The sequence below is a fragment of the Bacteroides faecalis genome (assembly GCF_003865075.1).
GTDB classification, from domain to species: Bacteria; Bacteroidota; Bacteroidia; order Bacteroidales; family Bacteroidaceae; genus Bacteroides; species Bacteroides faecalis.
The window spans coordinates 9,807-28,184 of sequence record NZ_BHWB01000009.1 but is presented as its reverse complement, the minus strand read 5'-3'; the positions used below and the strand labels follow the sequence as shown (position 1 = coordinate 28,184).

Sequence of the window (18,378 nt, the reverse complement as noted above, 5' to 3'; positions counted from 1 at the left end):
AAACATTTTTCAGATGGCAAAGAAAAAAGACGAAAAGGACGTGCTGGTAGTCCGTGACGAGAAGACAGGCGAGATCAGCGTGGTAGCCGGGCTGAACGCGGACGGCACACCCAAGCGCACCCCCGCAAAAGCGGAGAACGCGCAGAGTTTCCTGCAATTCGACCGACATGGCGACGTGCTGGACAACTTCTTCAAGAACTTCTTCCGGCAGTGCAAGGAACCCAGCCGCTTCGGTTTCTACCGCATTGCGGCAGACCAAGCTGAAAATCTCTTAGAGGTGATGAAGCAACTGCTGAAAGACCCCGAAGCGAACAAGGAGCTGCTCGCCCCTCACAAGGTGGACACCTCCGACTATGAGAAGAAGGTGCAGGAAGAGATGGCAGCACAACAGACAGAGAAACAAGAACCTCAAAAACAGGAGAACATGGAACAACGGAAAGAACAGCAACAGGACAAATCCGAACAGATGCAGGGCAAACGTGGCTACCAGCCCATCGACGAGAGTAAAATCAACTGGCAGGAGCTGGAGGACAGATGGGGCGTAAAGCGGGACAACCTTGAAAAGTCCGGCGACCTTACGAAGATGCTCAACTATGGCAAGTCCGACTTGGTAAAGGTCAAACCGACCTTCGGCGGCGAATCATTCGAGCTGGACGCCCGCCTCTCCTTCAAGAAGGACGGTGAGGGAAACATCAGCCTCGTGCCGCACTTCATCCGCAAGGAGCAGAAGCTGGATGAGTACAAGGAACACAAATTCTCCGACAATGACCGGAAGAACCTCCGCGAAACGGGCAATCTCGGTAGGGTCGTGGACATTGTGGACAGGGAAACGGGCGAGATCATCCCCTCCTACATCAGCATCGACCGCAAGACGAATGAAATCACGGACATTCCGGCAAGCAGGGTGCGCATCCCGGAGCGCATCGGCAAGACGGAAATCACCACGCAGGAGCGGGACATGCTCCGCGCCGGACTGCCCGTACGCGACAAGCTCATCGAGCGCAACGACGGCAGAAAGTTCGTCACCACCCTGCAAGTGAACGTGGAGCAGCGCGGCGTGGAGTTCGTGCCGGGAACCGGCAAGTCGCCCCGTACCGCACAGACACAGGAAACCAAAGGCGACACATCGAAAAGTCAGGCGCAGGGCGGGGAAAATGCCGCACAGACCAAGAAGGAGCAACGCCGCAACACGTGGACGAACGAGGACGGCAGCATCCGCCCCATCAGCAAATGGAGCGGCGTGAGCTTCACCGACCAGCAGAAAGCCGACTATGTGGCGGGTAAAGCCGTGAAGCTGGAGAACGTGACCGACAAGCAGGGCTTCCATGCCACGATGTATATCAAGTTCAACCCGGAGAAGGGACGCCCGTACCGCTACGACACGAACCCTGACAATGCACAGCAGGTTGCTCCGTCCAACGAGAGCCGCACGCAGGTGGCGGTGAACAACGATGGCAAGACCAACGAGGCTACAAAGAATCTGAGAGAGCCGTTGCAGAAAGGTCAGACCAACCCGAAGGACGCCCGCCAGCAACAGCAGCAGGAGAAGCCGCAGAAGAAAACGGGCAAGGGCATGAAAATGTAATCCCGTGTCCGCCACTGAATCCAAAATAAAATCCAAAGTATCAACAAAAAAGAAGAAGACATGAAGACAATCATTGCAGAAAAGCCCTCCGTGGCACGTGAAATCGCCCGCATCGTGGGCGCGACAAAGAGAGAGGAAGGATATTTCGAGGGAGGCGGTTATGCCGTGACATGGGCATTCGGACACCTCGTTCAGCTTGCCATGCCCGACGGCTACGGCGTGCGCGGATTTGTCCGTGACAACCTCCCGATTATTCCCGACACATTCACGCTCGTCCCCCGTCAGGTCAGGACGGAGAAAGGTTACAAGCCCGACAGCGGCGTGGTGTCGCAGATAAAAGTCATCAAAAGACTGTTCGACACAAGCGAACATATCATCGTGGCGACCGATGCCGGACGCGAGGGAGAGCTTATCTTCCGCTACCTCTACCACTATACGGGTTGCACCACTCCTTTCGTGCGCCTGTGGATCAGCTCTCTCACCGACAAAGCTATCCGCGAGGGACTGCGGAAACTCGAAGACGGCAGCAAATACGACAACCTCTACCTCGCCGCCAAAGCGCGGAGCGAATCCGACTGGCTCGTGGGCATCAACGGCACACAGGCGTTATCCATCGCCGCCGGACACGGCACGTATTCCGTGGGGCGGGTGCAGACACCAACGTTGGCTATGGTATGTGAACGCTACTGGGAGAACCGCCGCTTTACGTCCGAAGCATTCTGGCAGCTCCATATCGCAACGGACGGTTGCGACGGCGAAGTCGTGAAATTCTCATCCTCCGAGAAATGGAAAGAGAAAGAACCGGCGATGGAACTATATAATAAGGTAAAGGCGGCAGGTTGCGCCACTGTCACGAAAGCCGAGCGCAAGGAGAAGACGGAGGAAACTCCCTTGCTCTACGACCTGACCACGCTCCAGAAAGAAGCCAACGCCAAGCACGGCTTCACGGCGGAACAGACGCTTGAAATCGCGCAGAAACTCTACGAAAAGAAGTTGATAACCTATCCGAGAACGGGAAGCCGCTACATCCCCGAAGACGTGTTTGCCGAAATTCCCAAACTGCTCGCTTTCATCGGCACACAGCCCGAATGGAAAGACAAGGTGCGGGCAAAAGCCGCCCCGACACGCCGCAGCGTGGACGACGGCAAGGTGACAGACCACCATGCCCTGCTCGTCACGGGTGAGAAACCGCTCTTCCTCTCCAAAGAGGACAATACCATCTATCAGATGATTGCCGGGCGCATGGTCGAGGCATTCTCTGAGAAATGCGTCAAGGATGTGACCACTGTCACGGCGGAATGTGCCGGAGTGGAGTTTACCGTAAAAGGCAGCGTCGTGAAGCAAACCGGATGGCGTGCCGTCTATGGCGAGGAAAAAGAGGAAATTACCATCCCCGGCTGGCAGGAAGGCGACACGCTGACACCGAAAGGCTCGTCCATTACCGAAGGAAAGACCAAACCCAAGCCGCTGCATACCGAAGCCACCCTGCTCTCGGCAATGGAAACGGCGGGCAAGGAAATTGAGGACGACGCACTGCGGCAGGCGATGAAGGACTGTGGCATCGGTACTCCCGCCACACGCGCCTCCATCATCGAAACGCTTTTCAAGCGCGGTTACATGGAACGCTGCAAGAAGTCGCTTGTTCCCACCGAAAAAGGACTTGCCCTCAATTCCGTCGTCAAGACGATGCGCATCGCCGATGTTGCCATGACGGGCGAATGGGAAAAGGAGCTGGCGCGTATCGAGCGCGGGGAACTGTCCGACGACACCTTCCGCAAGGAGATAGAGGCGTACACACGTGAGATAACCTCCGAACTGATCTCGTGCGACAAGCTCTTCGGCAGCCGTGACTCCGGCTGCGCGTGTCCCAAGTGTGGCACGGGCAGGATGCGGTTCTACGGCAAGGTGGTACGCTGCGACAACACGGAGTGCGGACTGCCCGTGTTCCGGCTGAAAGCGGGACGCACCCTGTCCGACGATGAAATCAAAGACCTGCTCACCGAAGGGCATACCAAGCTGCTCAAAGGGTTCAAGAGCAAACAGGGCAAGAGTTTCGATGCTGTTGTCGCCTTTGACGGGGAATATAACACGACTTTTGTGTTCCCGGAGGCTAAAAAGGACAAGAAATTTTCAGGACGGAAGAAATAGTATTAACTTTGCCACTTGTTCAGAGTAATGAATTGTTCTTCGATACCGGATTACACTCATACTTTGGATTTAGTGGTGGCACTCGGAGGGATACCGAGTGCCTTTTTCTTCCTTTTTCCAACCGATTATCCCGTTAATTATCAATCCGCTAAATCCAAAGTAATGAACAACAAGAAGAAAAACGAGGGTCAGACCGACTTTTCCTATTACGGTCTGTACCTGCTGGACTATCTCCGCACGAACAAGTTTGAACAGGCTGACGACACCGCTTTCATACGGGAACGGGCCGACCGTGCCGCCGAAACGTATGAGAGGGCACGGCTTGAAGGCTATCCCGCCGATGGTGCGCAGGAACTGGCGATGGACACGCTGCTGCGCGGGCTGCATTATTCCCGTTACGCCATCCTCCGCGAAGTCGTGGAAAACGAGTTTGCCGATGAAGTGCCGGAAGAGAAGCGTGAAGCCTTTGTCCTGAAACTGCTGCCGCTTGTCGGCAACGTGTTCTCCGTCTATGACCTCTCGGATGACAATTTCGCCCTGTCTTCCGATTACGACCTGCTCTACACGGAGCTGACGGGAGCAACCGTCCTTTACTTAGACGAATATGGCGTTTAACCGCAAACAGAAACTGCGGGACAACATCGAGGCGATACGGACGGCATTCATCCTTGACAGGGAAAATAGGACAGCGACAACCGAAGAGCGTGCCATACTTCAAAGGTACTGCGGTTTCGGCGGTCTGAAATGTATCCTCAACCCTGCAAAGGAACTGACGGATGCCGTCCGGTGGGCGAAATCCGACCTCGAACTGTTCGCCCCGACGGTGGAGCTGCACAGGCTTATCCGTGAGAACAGCAAGGACGAAACAGAGTACAAGCGGTTTGTGGATTCGCTGAAAGCGTCCGTGCTGACCGCTTTCTACACCCCCAAAGAGATAACCGACACCATCGCGGACGTGCTGGCAGATTACAGCGTCCGCCCCGCCCGTATGCTCGAACCGTCGGCAGGTGTCGGCGTGTTCGTGGATTCCATGCTGCGGCACAGCCCCAATGCGGATGTGATGGCTTTCGAGAAGGATCTGCTCACGGGTACAATCTTGAGGCATCTCTATCCCGACCAGAAAATGCGCACCTGCGGTTTTGAGAAAATCGAAAGACCGTTCAACAATTATTTCGACTTGGCGGTGTCCAACATTCCGTTCGGTGACATTGCCGTGTTCGACGCGGAGTTTCAGCGGAGCGACTCTTTCGGCAGACGCTCCGCCCAGAAAACCATCCACAACTATTTCTTTCTCAAAGGACTGGATGCCGTGCGTGACGGCGGTATCGTGGCGTTCATCACCTCGCAAGGGGTATTGAATAGCACCAAGACCTCCGTGCGTAACGAGCTGTTCAGTCAGGCCAATCTGGTATCCGCGATACGCCTGCCCAACAACCTGTTCACGGACAACGCGGGCACGGAGGTGGGCAGTGACCTGATTGTCCTGCAAAAGAACCTCAGCAAGAAGGAAATGTCGCAGGACGAGCGGCTGATGACCGTGATACAGACGGACACGAAAACCGCCCTGACCGACAACGCCTATTTCATCCACCACCCGGAACGCATCGTGCATACGATGGCGAAACTTGACACAGACCCCTACGGGAAGCCCGCTATGGTTTATCTGCACGAGGGCAAGGCAGCAGGCATCGCCGGGGATTTGCGCCGTATGCTCGACGAGGATTTCCATTACAGGCTTGCCATGCGCTTGTATTCGGGTTCAATCCGGCAGGCAGGAACGGAAGAAAAAGTTGCCGTTCAAAATAAAGTAGAGCGTCCTGCCATAAAATTGGAAACAGTATCCTCGGCGCAGACGGTGGAAACTCCGACAGAAAAGCCGCAACCCGCAGATGAAAAGCCGGAGATAGAACCGCGCCCGCAATATTCCGCAGGCGTGCAGCTCACCCTGCTTGACCTCTGGGGGATGACGGAAGAGGTCAGCCAACCGAAAACCTCCAAAAAGAAAAAGACGGTGAAAAAGGCAGTTACGGCAAAGTCCACTCCGCCCAAACCGAAAGTCACGGTTACACCGACAGCTCCAACTGCAAAACCCGCAATGGAGAATAAGGAGGTGAAAGCGGAGAACACCGCCAAGCCTGCCGACCCGGACGACATCTATGCCACACTGGACTGGGATACCAATCCTCCCATCAACGGTTTCTATGAAATGATGATGGGTTTGACGCCGGAGCGTAGGAAAGAACTTCGGGAACTGGCAAGGCAGCATAACGAGAAACAAGTGGCGGAAAAGACGGAAGTGAAAGCCGTGCCGGAAACTTCCCGTGAGCAGCCACGACAGGAGGAAACACAGCCGGAGGCAGTCGCCGCACCTGCCGTTACAGATACCCCATCGGAAGCGGTGGGGACTTTCCTTTTCCCCGACATCGAAGCGGAAAAGCCGAAGGAGGAAGTCGTGGACCTTTCTCCGCGTGCCTACCACCGCACGCCGGAGATGCACCTGCGCGAAGGGTCGCTGGTGGCTGACCGGGGGCGTCATAACATCGGCTACCTGAAAGACATCACGCCATACGGGGCGACATTCCAGCCGCTCGACCTGAAAGGATACCAGAAGGAAAAGGCGTTGTTGTATGTGTCGCTGCGTGACGCCTACGAGCGTCTGTACCGTTATGAATCGCTCCGGCGCGAGGCAAATGTTCCGTGGCGAGAGCATCTGAATACCTGTTACGATGAGTTTGTCATGCGCTACGGCAACCTCAACGCCAAGCAGAACGTGAAGTTAGTGATGATGGATGCGGGCGGGCGCGACATCCTTTCGCTGGAACGGATGGAAAACGGAAAGTTCGTCAAGGCGGACATCTTCGAGCATCCTGTTTCCTTCGCGGTGGAGAGCCATGCCAACGTAGGCTCTCCCGAAGAAGCCCTGTCTGCGTCGCTCAACAAATATGGTACGGTCAATCTCGACTATATGCGGGAGATAACCGACAGCACGGCGGAGGATTTGCTCACTGCCCTGCAAGGGCGCATCTACTACAATCCGCTCGTGACCGGTTACGAAATCAAAGACCGTTTCATCGCCGGAAATGTCATAGAGAAAGCGGAACGCATAGAGGCATGGATGGGTGACAATCCCGAAAATGAGCGTATGCCGGAGGTGAAGCAGGCGTTGGAGGCTCTGAAAGATGCCGAGCCGCAGCGCATCGCCTTCGAGGATCTGGACTTCAATTTCGGGGAACGCTGGATTCCGACGGGTGTCTATGCCGCCTACATGAGCCGGCTGTTCGACACGGAGGTGAAAATCGCCTATTCCGCAAGCATGGACGAGTTTTCGGTGGTGTGCGGCTACCGCACCATGAAAATCACGGACGAGTTTCTGGTGAAGGGGTATTACCGGAACTATGACGGTATGCACCTCCTAAAACACGCCCTGCACAACACCTGCCCTGACATGATGAAGTCCATCGGCAAGGACGAGCATGGCAACGACATCAAGATGCGCGACAGCGAGGGAATACAACTCGCCAACGCCAAGATTGACGAGATACGAAACGGCTTCTCCGAATGGCTCGAAGAGCAGTCGCCACAGTTCAAGGAGCGGCTGACGACGATGTATAACCGCAAGTTCAACTGTTTCGTGCGCCCGAAGTATGACGGCTCGCATCAGACTTTTCCCGACCTCAATCTGAAAGGGCTGGCAAGCCGGGGCATCAGGAGCGTCTATCCCTCGCAGATGGATTGCGTCTGGATGCTGAAACAGAACGGCGGCGGAATTTGTGACCACGAGGTTGGAACCGGCAAGACGCTGATAATGTGCATCGCCGCGCATGAAATGAAGCGTCTGAACTTGGCGCACAAGCCGATGATTATCGGGCTGAAAGCCAATGTTGCGGAGATTGCCGCCACCTATCAAGCGGCATATCCCAACGCGAGGATTCTGTACGCTTCGGAGAAAGACTTTTCGACCGCCAACCGCGTGCGTTTCTTCAACAACATCAAGAACAACGACTACGATTGTGTCATTATGTCGCACGACCAGTTCGGCAAGATACCGCAGTCGCCGGAGTTGCAGCAGCGCATCCTGCAAGCGGAGCTTGACACGGTGGAGGAAAACCTCGAAGTGCTGCGCCAGCAGGGAAAGAACGTATCGCGGGCGATGCTGAAAGGTCTGGAGAAGCGCAAGCATAACCTTGAAGCGAAATTGGAGAAGGTGGAACACGCCATAAAGTCACGCACGGACGACGTGGTGGACTTCAAGCAGATGGGCATCGACCACATTTTCATTGATGAATCGCACCAGTTCAAGAATCTGACTTTCAACACGCGCCACGACCGTGTGGCGGGATTGGGGAACAGCGAGGGAAGCCAGAAGGCACTGAACATGCTCTTTGCTATCCGCACCATACAGGAGCGCACGGGCAAGGACTTGGGGGCGACCTTCCTCTCCGGCACGACTATCAGCAACTCGCTGACTGAGCTGTACCTGCTGTTCAAGTACCTGCGCCCGAAGGAGCTGGAACGGCAGGACATTCGATGTTTTGATGCGTGGTCGGCGATATTTGCCAAGAAGACAACGGATTTTGAGTTCAACGTGACGAACAACGTGGTGCAGAAGGAGCGTTTCCGCTACTTCATCAAAGTGCCGGAGCTTGCCGCCTTCTATAATGAAATCACGGACTACCGCACGGCGGAGGATGTGGGCGTGGACCGTCCCAACAAAACGAGATACTGCACCACATACCGCCCACGCCGGAGCAGGAGGACTTCATACAGAAGCTGATGCAATTCGCCAAGACGGGCGACGCCACCCTGTTGGGCAGACTGCCGCTTTCGGAAACGGAGGAAAAGGCGAAGATGCTTATCGCCACGGACTATGCCCGGAAGATGGCACTCGACATGCGCATGATAGACCCGCATTACGAAGACCACCCCGACAACAAGGCGAGCCACTGTGCCAAAATAATCGCGGAGTATTATCAAAAATACGACGCGCAGAAAGGCACGCAGTTCGTTTTCTCTGACTTGGGGACTTACCAGCCGGGCGATGGGTGGAACGTCTATTCGGAAATCAAGCGCAAACTGACGGAGGACTACGGCATACCGCCAAGCGAGGTGCGCTTCATTCAGGAGTGCAAGACCGACAAGGCTCGGAAGGCGGTGATAGATGCCATGAACGCCGGGACGGTGCGTGTGCTGTTCGGCTCCACCTCCATGCTCGGAACGGGTGTGAACGCACAGAAACGGTGTGTGGCAATTCATCATCTCGATACGCCGTGGCGACCGTCCGACTTGCAACAGCGTGACGGACGCGGAGTTAGGGCAGGTAATGAGATTGCCAAACATTTCGCCGGGAACAACGTGGATGTAATCATCTACGCGGTGGAGAAGTCACTGGACAGCTACAAGTTCAACCTCCTGCACTGCAAGCAGACTTTCATAAGCCAGCTCAAAAGCGGTGCGATGGGTGCGCGTACCATCGACGAGGGGGCAATGGACGAAAAATCGGGCATGAATTTCTCGGAATACATGGCGTTGCTCTCCGGCAATACCGACCTGTTGGACAAGGCGAAACTGGAAAAGCGGATCGCATCGCTCGAAGGGGAACGCAAGTCGTTCAACAAGGGCAAGCGTGATTCGGAGTTCAAGCTGGAGTCAAAGACCGGCGAGTTGCGCAACAACACGGCTTTCATAGATGCCATGACGGAGGACTGGAACCGCTTCCTGTCGGTGGTGCAGACCGACAAGGAGGGCAACCGCCTTAATATAATAAAGGTGGACGGAGTGGATTCCGCCGATGAGAAGGTCATCGGAAAGCGTTTGCAGGAGATAGCCAAGAATGCCACGACCGGAGGGTTGTACACGCAGGTCGGTGAACTTTACGGTTTTCCGATAAAGGTGGTGAGCGAAAGGATACTCAAAGAGGGATTGGAGTTCACCGACAACCGCTTCGTGGTCGAGGGGAACTACAAGTACACCTACAACAACGGGCATCTGGCGATGGCTGACCCGTTGGCCGCCGCCCGCAACTTCCTCAACGCGATGGAGAGGATACCCTCCATCATCGACCAGTACAAGGCGAAGAACGAGGTGCTGGAGATGGAGATACCGCAGTTACAGGAGATAGCGGGTAAGGTGTGGAAGAAGGAGGACGAGCTGAAGCAGTTGAAGTCCGAACTTGCCGCCCTTGACCGAAAAATTCAGCTGGAGCTTGCGCCACCCACGCCCGAAGTCGCAGAAAAGGAGAATGAAGGGCAACAGCTCAAGCCGGAAGCGGAAGATGTGAGGAACAGGCAGGCGCAATATCCCGAAAATGCACCGCCGCAGATACGCAGTCCGGCGGATAGTATCGTTGCCAACCATGTCATAATCGGGCGTCCGGGACTGTATGCCAAGGAGGAAACCCGGTCCAAAGGATTGAAAATATAACCTAAGGAATTTTATCTGAAGTATTAATAAGGGCTATCCCAAAAGGTCTAAAAGTAAATTTTATCCTTTCTGCAAGTATCTGTAGGATGGCAACTGCATTTTTTTTCTTTTTGGGCAGCCCTTATTAAAATTTATTCTTATTTTAGGTTATATACATTCATGTCCATTTATGTAAAAAATCCTGCTGACCTTGTTTATGTCTTGTCAGTCACCATTTGCAAAACCATATTTGACCCTCAAAGAGGCTGAATTTGATAAGCAACTTGCTACATACTCATAATAAGGAGCTAAATAGAACACGAATGGGAAATACTCAAATGCCAAACTAAAGAAGATATTGGCCAAAATAAACGTTATACCGAGAGAGAAACTTGATTTTTTTCAACTTCCTAAAACGTTGTTGTTCAAACATTTCTACTTATTTGTACTTACCAGTTGAACCTACGCTTCCCTAATAAAATGTCTATGGTAAAAAAAGTTAAAAAATCCTCCCACTTTTGTTAGATATATTTTTTTTGTGTAATTTTGCAATCGTTATGCGGCAGTAATAATATACATATTAATACGAGTTAGTAATCCTGTAGTTCTCACATGCTACGAGGAGGTATTAAAAGGTGCGTTTCGACAATGCATCTATTGTAGTATATTATTGCTTAATCCAAATGAATATTATAAATTTAGGAATTCTTGCTCACATTGATGCAGGAAAAACTTCCGTAACCGAGAATCTGCTGTTTGCCAGTGGAGCAACGGAAAAGTGCGGCCGTGTGGATAATGGTGACACCATAACAGACTCTATGGATATAGAGAAACGTAGAGGAATTACTGTTCGGGCTTCTACGACATCTATTATCTGGAATGGAGTGAAATGCAATATCATTGACACTCCGGGACACATGGATTTTATTGCGGAAGTGGAGCGGACATTCAAAATGCTTGATGGAGCAGTCCTCATCTTATCCGCAAAGGAAGGCATACAAGCGCAAACAAAGTTGCTGTTCAATACTTTACAAAAACTGCAAATCCCGACAATTATATTTATCAATAAAATTGACCGTGACGGTGTGAATTTAGAGCGTTTGTATCTGGATATAAAAACAAATCTGTCTCAAGATGTCCTGTTTATGCAAACTGTTGTCGATGGATTGGTTTATCCGATTTGCTCCCAAACATATATAAAGGAAGAATACAAAGAATTTGTATGCAACCATGACGACAATATATTAGAACGATATTTGGCGGATAGCGAAATTTCACCGGCTGATTATTGGAATACGATAATCGATCTTGTGGCAAAAGCCAAAGTCTATCCGGTACTACATGGATCAGCAATGTTCAATATCGGTATCAATGAGTTGTTGGACGCCATCTCTTCTTTTATACTTCCTCCAGAATCAGTCTCAAACAGACTTTCAGCTTATCTCTATAAGATAGAGCATGACCCCAAAGGACATAAAAGAAGTTTTCTAAAAATAATTGACGGAAGTCTGAGACTTCGAGACATTGTAAGAATCAACGATTCGGAAAAATTCATCAAGATTAAAAATCTAAAGACTATTTATCAGGGCAGAGAGATAAATGTTGATGAAGTGGGTGCCAATGATATCGCGATTGTAGAAGATATAGAAGATTTTCGAATCGGAGATTATTTAGGTGCTAAACCTTGTTTGATTCAAGGATTATCTCATCAGCATCCCGCTCTCAAATCCTCCGTCCGGCCAAATAAGCCCGAAGAGAGAAGCAAGGTGATATCCGCTCTGAATACATTGTGGATTGAAGACCCGTCTTTGTCCTTTTCCATAAACTCATATAGTGATGAATTGGAAATCTCGTTATATGGTTTGACCCAAAAGGAAATCATACAGACATTGCTGGAAGAACGATTTTCCGTAAAGGTCCATTTTGATGAGATCAAGACTATCTACAAAGAACGACCTATAAAAAAGGTCAATAAGATTATTCAGATCGAAGTACCACCCAACCCTTACTGGGCCACAATAGGGCTGACTCTTGAACCCTTACCGTTAGGGGCAGGGTTGCAAATCGAAAGTGACATCTCCTATGGTTATCTGAACCATTCTTTTCAAAATGCCGTTTTTGAAGGGATTCGTATGTCTTGCCAATCTGGTTTACATGGATGGGAAGTGACAGATCTGAAAGTAACTTTTACTCAAGCCGAGTATTATAGCCCGGTAAGTACACCTGCTGATTTCAGACAGCTGACCCCTTATGTCTTCAGGCTGGCTTTGCAACAGTCAGGTGTGGACATTCTCGAACCGATGCTCTGTTTTGAGTTGCAGATACCCCAAGTAGCGAGTTCCAAAGCTATTACAGATTTGCAAAAACTGATGTCTGAGATTGAAGACATCAGTTGTAATAATGAGTGGTGTCATATTAAAGGGAAAGTTCCATTAAATACAAGTAAAGACTATGCCTCAGAAGTAAGTTCGTACACTAAGGGCTTAGGCATTTTTATGGTTAAGCCATGTGGGTATCAAATAACAAAAGACGGTTATTCTGATAATATCCGCATGAACGAAAAAGATAAACTTTTATTCATGTTCCAAAAATCAATTTATGAATTAATACAAAACAAGAAGAAAATATGAACAAGCAATTCATTATCACGAATTTCGCCGCATTTGCTCTCATGCTGTTCCTGCCGACCGGATGCAGGCAGGCGGACGGCAAGCAGGATGCGGTGCAGAGTTATCGGGTCATAAAGGTCGCGGCAAGTCCGGTGGAAATCTCCGAGTCCTATTCCGCCGCCATACGCGGACGGCAGGATGTGGACATCCTGCCGCAAATATCCGGGCGCATTATCCGTCTGAAAGTGAAAGAGGGTGAACGGGTGAAGACCGGTCAAGTATTGGCTGTAATTGACCAAGTGCCCTATCGGGCGGCATTACGCACGGCGCAGGCCAATGTCAGCGCGGCACAGGCAAAAGTGGAAACGGCAAGAATCGAGCTGCGGGGCAAGCAGGCATTGTTTGACGAGAAGGTCATATCCGACTACGAGCTTTCTCTCGCCCGGAACCAACTGGCAGTGGCGTGTGCTGAACTCGAACAGGCAAAGGCACAAGAATCGGATGCACGCAACAATCTCTCCTATACGGAAATCAAAAGCCCGAGCAACGGAGTAGTAGGCACATTGCCCTATCGCATCGGTGCGCTTGTCGGTCCCAATATGGCACAGCCTTTCACGGTCGTGTCCGACAATGCGGAGATGTATGCCTATTTCTCCATTTCGGAGAATATGCTACGGCGATATTCGGCTCGCTATGGCTCGATTGACAGCATGATAGCCGGGACGCCGGAAGTGGGCCTGCAACTCAACGACGGCAGCCTGTACAAGGCGAAAGGACGTATTGAAACCGTAAGCGGCGTGGTGGATCCTGTTACCGGAACGGTACAAATCAAAGCCCTGTTCCCCAATCCCGACCGCGAACTGTTGAGTGGCAGCATCGGCAATGTCATCCTTCAAAACCCGAAAACGGAGGCCGTAACCATTCCCATGACCGCCACCGTGGAACTGCAGGACAAGATTATCGCTTACCGTCTGAAAAACGGACAGGCGGAAGCCGCCTATCTCACGGTGGACCGCCTGAACGACGGCAACCGGTTTATCGTAAAAGAAGGTCTTTCGGTCGGTGACACCATTGTCGCCGAAGGCGTGGGACTGGTGAGAGAAGGCATGAGCATAACCCCTAAAAACGAAACGAAATGAACCTGCGATTTTTTATAGACCGCCCGGTGTTTTCGGGCGTTATCTCGGTGGTGATTGTACTGTTGGGCATGATTTCCATGTTTTCCTTGCCGGTGGAACAATACCCGACATCGCACCTCCGACCATCAACGTATTCGCAACTTATCCGGGAGCAAACGCTGAAACCGTGCAGAAGGCAGTGATAACCCCTCTGGAAGAAGCCATCAACGGAGTGGAAGACATGACCTATATGACTTCCACGGCATCGAATACGGGAGATGCTTCCATCAACATCTATTTCAAACAGGGAACCAACGCGGACATGGCGGCGGTAAACGTGCAGAACCGCGTGAACGGCGCACTGAGCCAACTTCCGGCGGAAGCCACCAAGACCGGTGTCACCACTGAAAAGCAGCAGAATGCCGAACTGATGACTTTCGCGCTCTATTCGCCCGATGACCGCTTCGACCAGACCTTCCTGAGCAATTACGTGAAAATCAATGTCGAGCCGAGGCTGAAACGTATCAGCGGCGTGGGAAAGGCACAGTTGTTCGGTTCCAACTACAGCATGCGACTTTGGCTGCGTCCCGACAAGATGGCGCAATACGGGCTTATCCCCGATGACATCTCTGCCGTACTTGCACGACAGAACATCGAGGCCGCCACCGGCTCCTTCGGTGCCAATCATCCTACCGCCAATGAATACACGATGAAATACCGCGGACGCTTGTCCGGAGCGGAAGAGTTCGGTGAGCTGGTCGTCAAGTCACTGCCGGGCGGCAATGTGCTTCGGTTGAAAGAGGTTGCCGATGTGGAACTGGGCGATGAATACTACAACTATTCCTCCGAGGTGAACGGGCATCCGGCAGCTATGATGCTCATCAACCAGAAAGCCGGGTCCAATGCATCAAGCACCATCAAGGAGATTCACGAAGTGCTTGACGACCTTAGCCGGGACTTGCCCGAAGGGACGGAATTCGTGGTGCTTACCGATACCAACAAGTTCCTGTATGCCTCCATCCACTCTGTCCTCCGCACCTTATTGGAAGCGATACTTCTGGTCATCGTGGTGGTGTATGTGTTCTTGCAGGACATCAAGTCAACGCTTATCCCTACCATATCCATCTTCGTTTCCATCATCGGCACATTTGCCGTGATGTCCATGATTGGATTCTCCATCAACCTGCTCACCCTGTTCGCGCTTGTGCTTGCCATCGGAACCGTGGTCGATGATGCCATTGTGGTGGTGGAAGCGGTGCAGGCGAAGTTCGATGAGGGCTATCAATCAGCAGTTCTCGCGGCTGATGATGCCATGAAAGGCGTTTCGTCGGCTATCCTGACCTCTACCATAATCTTTATGGCAGTGTTTTTCCCCGTAGCCATGATGGGCGGGACTTCGGGAGCGTTCTACACGCAGTTCGGTATCACGATGGCTGTTGCCGTGGGAATCTCGGCAGTCAATGCCTTCACACTCTCACCGGCACTTTGCGCGCTGCTGCTGAAACCCTATATCGATGAGCAGGGCAACACTAAGAACAATTTTGCAGCCCGTTTCCGTAAAGCGTTCAATGCCGTCTTCGACAGTCTGAGCCGACGCTATGTACGTGGAGTGATGTTCATTATCCATCGCCGATGGCTGTTGTGGAGCATCATAGGCATTTCTTTCGGGTTGCTGGTGCTGCTGGTCAATGTCACAAAGACGGGACTTATTCCCGAAGAGGACACCGGGACGGTCATGGTGAGCATGAACACGAAGCCCGGCACATCCATGGCTCAGACAAGTAAGGTGATGGAGCGTATCAACAGCCGTCTCGACAGCATCGGCGAGATTGAATACAGCGGTGCGGTAGCCGGTTTCTCTTTCAGCGGTTCCGGTCCCTCGCAGGCGATGTATTTCGTGACACTCAAAGACTGGGAGGATCGTAAGGGAGAGGGGCAGTCGGTGAATGATGTCATCGGAAAGATTTATGCCGCCACTTCAGATATTCCCGATGCCACGGTGTTCGCCATGTCGCCTCCGATGATTGCCGGGTACGGCATGGGAAACGGTTTCGAGCTTTATTTGCAGGACAAGGCGGGCGGAAACATCGCCGCTTTCAAGGAAGAGGCGGACAAGTTTGTCGAAGCCTTGTCGCAACGACCCGAAATCGGCGAAGTCTATTCCTCCTTTGCCACGGACTATCCGCAATACTGGGTGGATATCGATGCCGCCAAATGTGAGCAGTCGGGTGTGTCGCCCGCAGATGTGCTTTCCACATTGTCGGGCTATTATACCGGACAATATGTTTCCGACTTTAACCGGTTCTCCAAGCTCTACCATGTGACCATGCAGGCTCCGGCGGAATATCGTGTGAATGCGGAATCCCTGCACCACATGTATGTGCGCGCCTCCGATGGCGGCATGTCGCCTTTGAGCCGGTTCGTGCGCCTGACCAAGACCAACGGCCCGTCAGACCTCACCCGTTTCAACCTGTTCAACGCCATCTCGATTAGCGGGTCGCCGGCGCAGGGTTACAGTTCAGGGCAGGTGCTCGAAGCCATCGGCGAGACGGCACGTGAAGTGCTTCCGTCAAATTACACATACGAGTTTGGCGGCATTTCGCGTGAGGAAAGCAAGACGACCAACAATGCCACGCTTATATTCCTGCTCTGCATGGTTCTGGTCTATCTGATTCTGTGCGCCTTGTATGAGAGCGTGTTCATACCCTTCGCGGTTCTGTTGTCGGTGCCTTGCGGACTAATGGGCAGTTTCCTGTTTGCGTGGCTCTTCGGTCTGGAGAACAACATCTACATGCAGACCGGATTAATCATGATTATCGGCCTGCTTGCCAAGACCGCCATCCTGCTTACCGAATACGCCGGCAAGCGGCGGTCGGAAGGCATGACGCTGGCACAGGCAGCATACAGTGCGGCAAAAGTCCGCCTGCGCCCTATATTGATGACTGTGCTGTCCATGGTGTTCGGTCTTGTCCCGCTGATGATGGCGCACGGAGTGGGTGCCAACGGCAGCCGTTCGCTTGCCACAGGTGTAATCGGTGGAATGATTGTCGGTACTTTGGCTCTGTTGTTCCTTGTGCCGTCATTGTTTATTGTATTCCAATATATTCAAGAACGTGTTAAGCATAATTAAATGAAGAAGACAGTAATATATATCATATTGTCAGGATGGATGTTTGCCGGTTGTGGCACATACAGCCGGTATCATCGTCCTGACCTCTCAACGGAGAATCTGTATCGGGACGTACCGGCGGACATTGATACAACGACCATCGCGTCCCTGTCGTGGCGGGAAATGTTTACCGACCCGAAACTCCAGTCCTTGATTGAAACCGGACTTGAACGGAACACAGACCTCAATGTGGCACGGTTACGCGTGGAAGCGACAGAAGCCGTCCTGATGACTGCCAGACTATCATATCTTCCATCACTGGGACTGACTGCCGAAGGTAATGCCAATAAACATGACGGAGCAACGGCAAAGACATATAATGTGGGAGCGTCGGCAAGCTGGGAACTGGACATCTTCGGCAAACTTACGGCGGCAAAGCGTGGTGCAGCCGCCGCGTTACAAGGAAGCCGTGCCTACCGGCAGGCCGTACAGACACAGCTTGTCGCCACTATTGCAGACAGTTACTACACCCTTGCCATGCTTGACGCACAAATGGCAATAAGTAACCGGACTTTGGAGAACTGGCGGACTACCGTACGTACTCTTGAAGCGTTGAAAAAAGTGGGGAAATCAAACGAAGCCGGCGTATTGCAGGCAAAGGCGAACGTGATGCGACTCGAAGCATCCCTGTTATCCATACGCAAGAGTATTTCCGAAACAGAAAATGCCCTGTCTGCGATACTTGCCATGCCGTCACACTCGATTGGACGAAGTAATCTGGCCGAGGCTGCTTTCCCCGATACTGTCTCGATTGGAGTCCCTTTGCAACTGCTTTCCAACCGTCCCGACGTGCGTCAGGCTGAAATGGAACTGGCGCAGGCGTTCTACGCCACCAATGCGGCTCGTGCCGCCTTCTATCCCAATATTACCCTCTCGGGGACTCTTGGATGGACTAATAACGGCGGTGGCGTAATCGTAAATCCCGGACAATGGTTGCTCAATGCCATCGGTTCCCTGACACAGCCCTTATTCAACCGGGGCACAAACATCGCCAACTTGAAGATAGCCAAAAGCCGTCAGGAAGAAGCCAAACTGTTGTTCCGGCAATCATTGCTGAACGCTGGAAAAGAAGTGAACGATGCTCTGACTGCATGGCAGACGGCAAAATCGCAAATTGAAATCAATGCTCGACAGGTTGAAACATTATGCGATGCTGTGCGAAAGACAGAATCGCTTATGCGTCATTCCAATGCCACCTATCTGGAAGTGTTGACCGCCCAACAGTCTCTTCTCGAAGCGGAAGTGCAACAGCTACAAACTCGTTTTGAACGCATACAAAGTGTAATCAAACTTTATCATGTGTTGGGAGGAGGAATGTAACTGCAATAAATAGAAAAATTTGAAATTATT

6 protein-coding genes and 2 pseudogenes are annotated in these 18,378 nt (G+C 52.1%); all 8 read left to right on the top strand.

Features of this window, described 5'->3' with window-relative positions; all coding sequences use genetic code 11:
* Positions 1-13 precede the first annotated feature (13 nt).
* The 8 genes and pseudogenes from EJF25_RS15085 (at position 14) to EJF25_RS15050 (ending at position 18,348) form a co-directional block, all read left to right on the top strand.
* Complete coding sequence (locus EJF25_RS15085) at positions 14-1,585, top strand: DUF3945 domain-containing protein (protein WP_004291455.1); 1,572 nt, start codon at positions 14-16, stop codon at positions 1,583-1,585.
* 60 nt (positions 1,586-1,645) lie between these two features.
* Complete coding sequence (locus tag EJF25_RS15080) at positions 1,646-3,733, top strand: type IA DNA topoisomerase (RefSeq protein WP_004291456.1); 2,088 nt, start codon at positions 1,646-1,648, stop codon at positions 3,731-3,733.
* A 162-nt stretch (positions 3,734-3,895) separates the two neighbouring features.
* Positions 3,896-4,348 (top strand): DUF1896 domain-containing protein, encoded by a 453-nt coding sequence (locus tag EJF25_RS15075; protein WP_004304266.1) that lies wholly within the window; start codon positions 3,896-3,898, stop codon positions 4,346-4,348.
* Positions 4,338-10,153: pseudogene (locus EJF25_RS15070) on the top strand (helicase-like domain-containing protein). Before EJF25_RS15075 ends, EJF25_RS15070 begins: the two are co-directional and overlap by 11 nt.
* A gap of 662 nt (positions 10,154-10,815) precedes the next feature.
* Complete coding sequence (gene tet(Q), locus EJF25_RS15065) at positions 10,816-12,762, top strand: tetracycline resistance ribosomal protection protein Tet(Q) (protein ID WP_032595419.1); 1,947 nt, start codon at positions 10,816-10,818, stop codon at positions 12,760-12,762.
* Entirely contained in the window at positions 12,759-13,880 is a 1,122-nt protein-coding gene (locus EJF25_RS15060; RefSeq protein ID WP_005809248.1) for an efflux RND transporter periplasmic adaptor subunit, read from the top strand. Before tet(Q) ends, EJF25_RS15060 begins: the two co-directional genes overlap by 4 nt.
* Positions 13,877-16,989 (top strand): annotated as a pseudogene (locus EJF25_RS15055) (efflux RND transporter permease subunit). The gene EJF25_RS15060 and the pseudogene EJF25_RS15055 overlap by 4 nt, the downstream one beginning before the upstream one ends.
* Complete coding sequence (locus EJF25_RS15050) at positions 16,990-18,348, top strand: efflux transporter outer membrane subunit (RefSeq protein WP_005809240.1); 1,359 nt, start codon at positions 16,990-16,992, stop codon at positions 18,346-18,348. It begins immediately after the preceding pseudogene.
* Positions 18,349-18,378: the final 30 nt, after the last annotated feature.

What these genes read in the sequence shown, in the direction of transcription:
- EJF25_RS15085 (WP_004291455.1), top strand. Translation starts at nt 14, where the DNA reads ATGGCAAAGAAAAAAGACGAAAAGGACGTGCTGGTAGTCCGTGACGAG.
- EJF25_RS15080 (WP_004291456.1), top strand. Translation starts at nt 1,646, where the DNA reads ATGAAGACAATCATTGCAGAAAAGCCCTCCGTGGCACGTGAAATCGCC.
- EJF25_RS15075 (WP_004304266.1), top strand. Translation starts at nt 3,896, where the DNA reads ATGAACAACAAGAAGAAAAACGAGGGTCAGACCGACTTTTCCTATTAC.
- EJF25_RS15060 (WP_005809248.1), top strand. Translation starts at nt 12,759, where the DNA reads ATGAACAAGCAATTCATTATCACGAATTTCGCCGCATTTGCTCTCATG.
- EJF25_RS15050 (WP_005809240.1), top strand. Translation starts at nt 16,990, where the DNA reads ATGAAGAAGACAGTAATATATATCATATTGTCAGGATGGATGTTTGCC.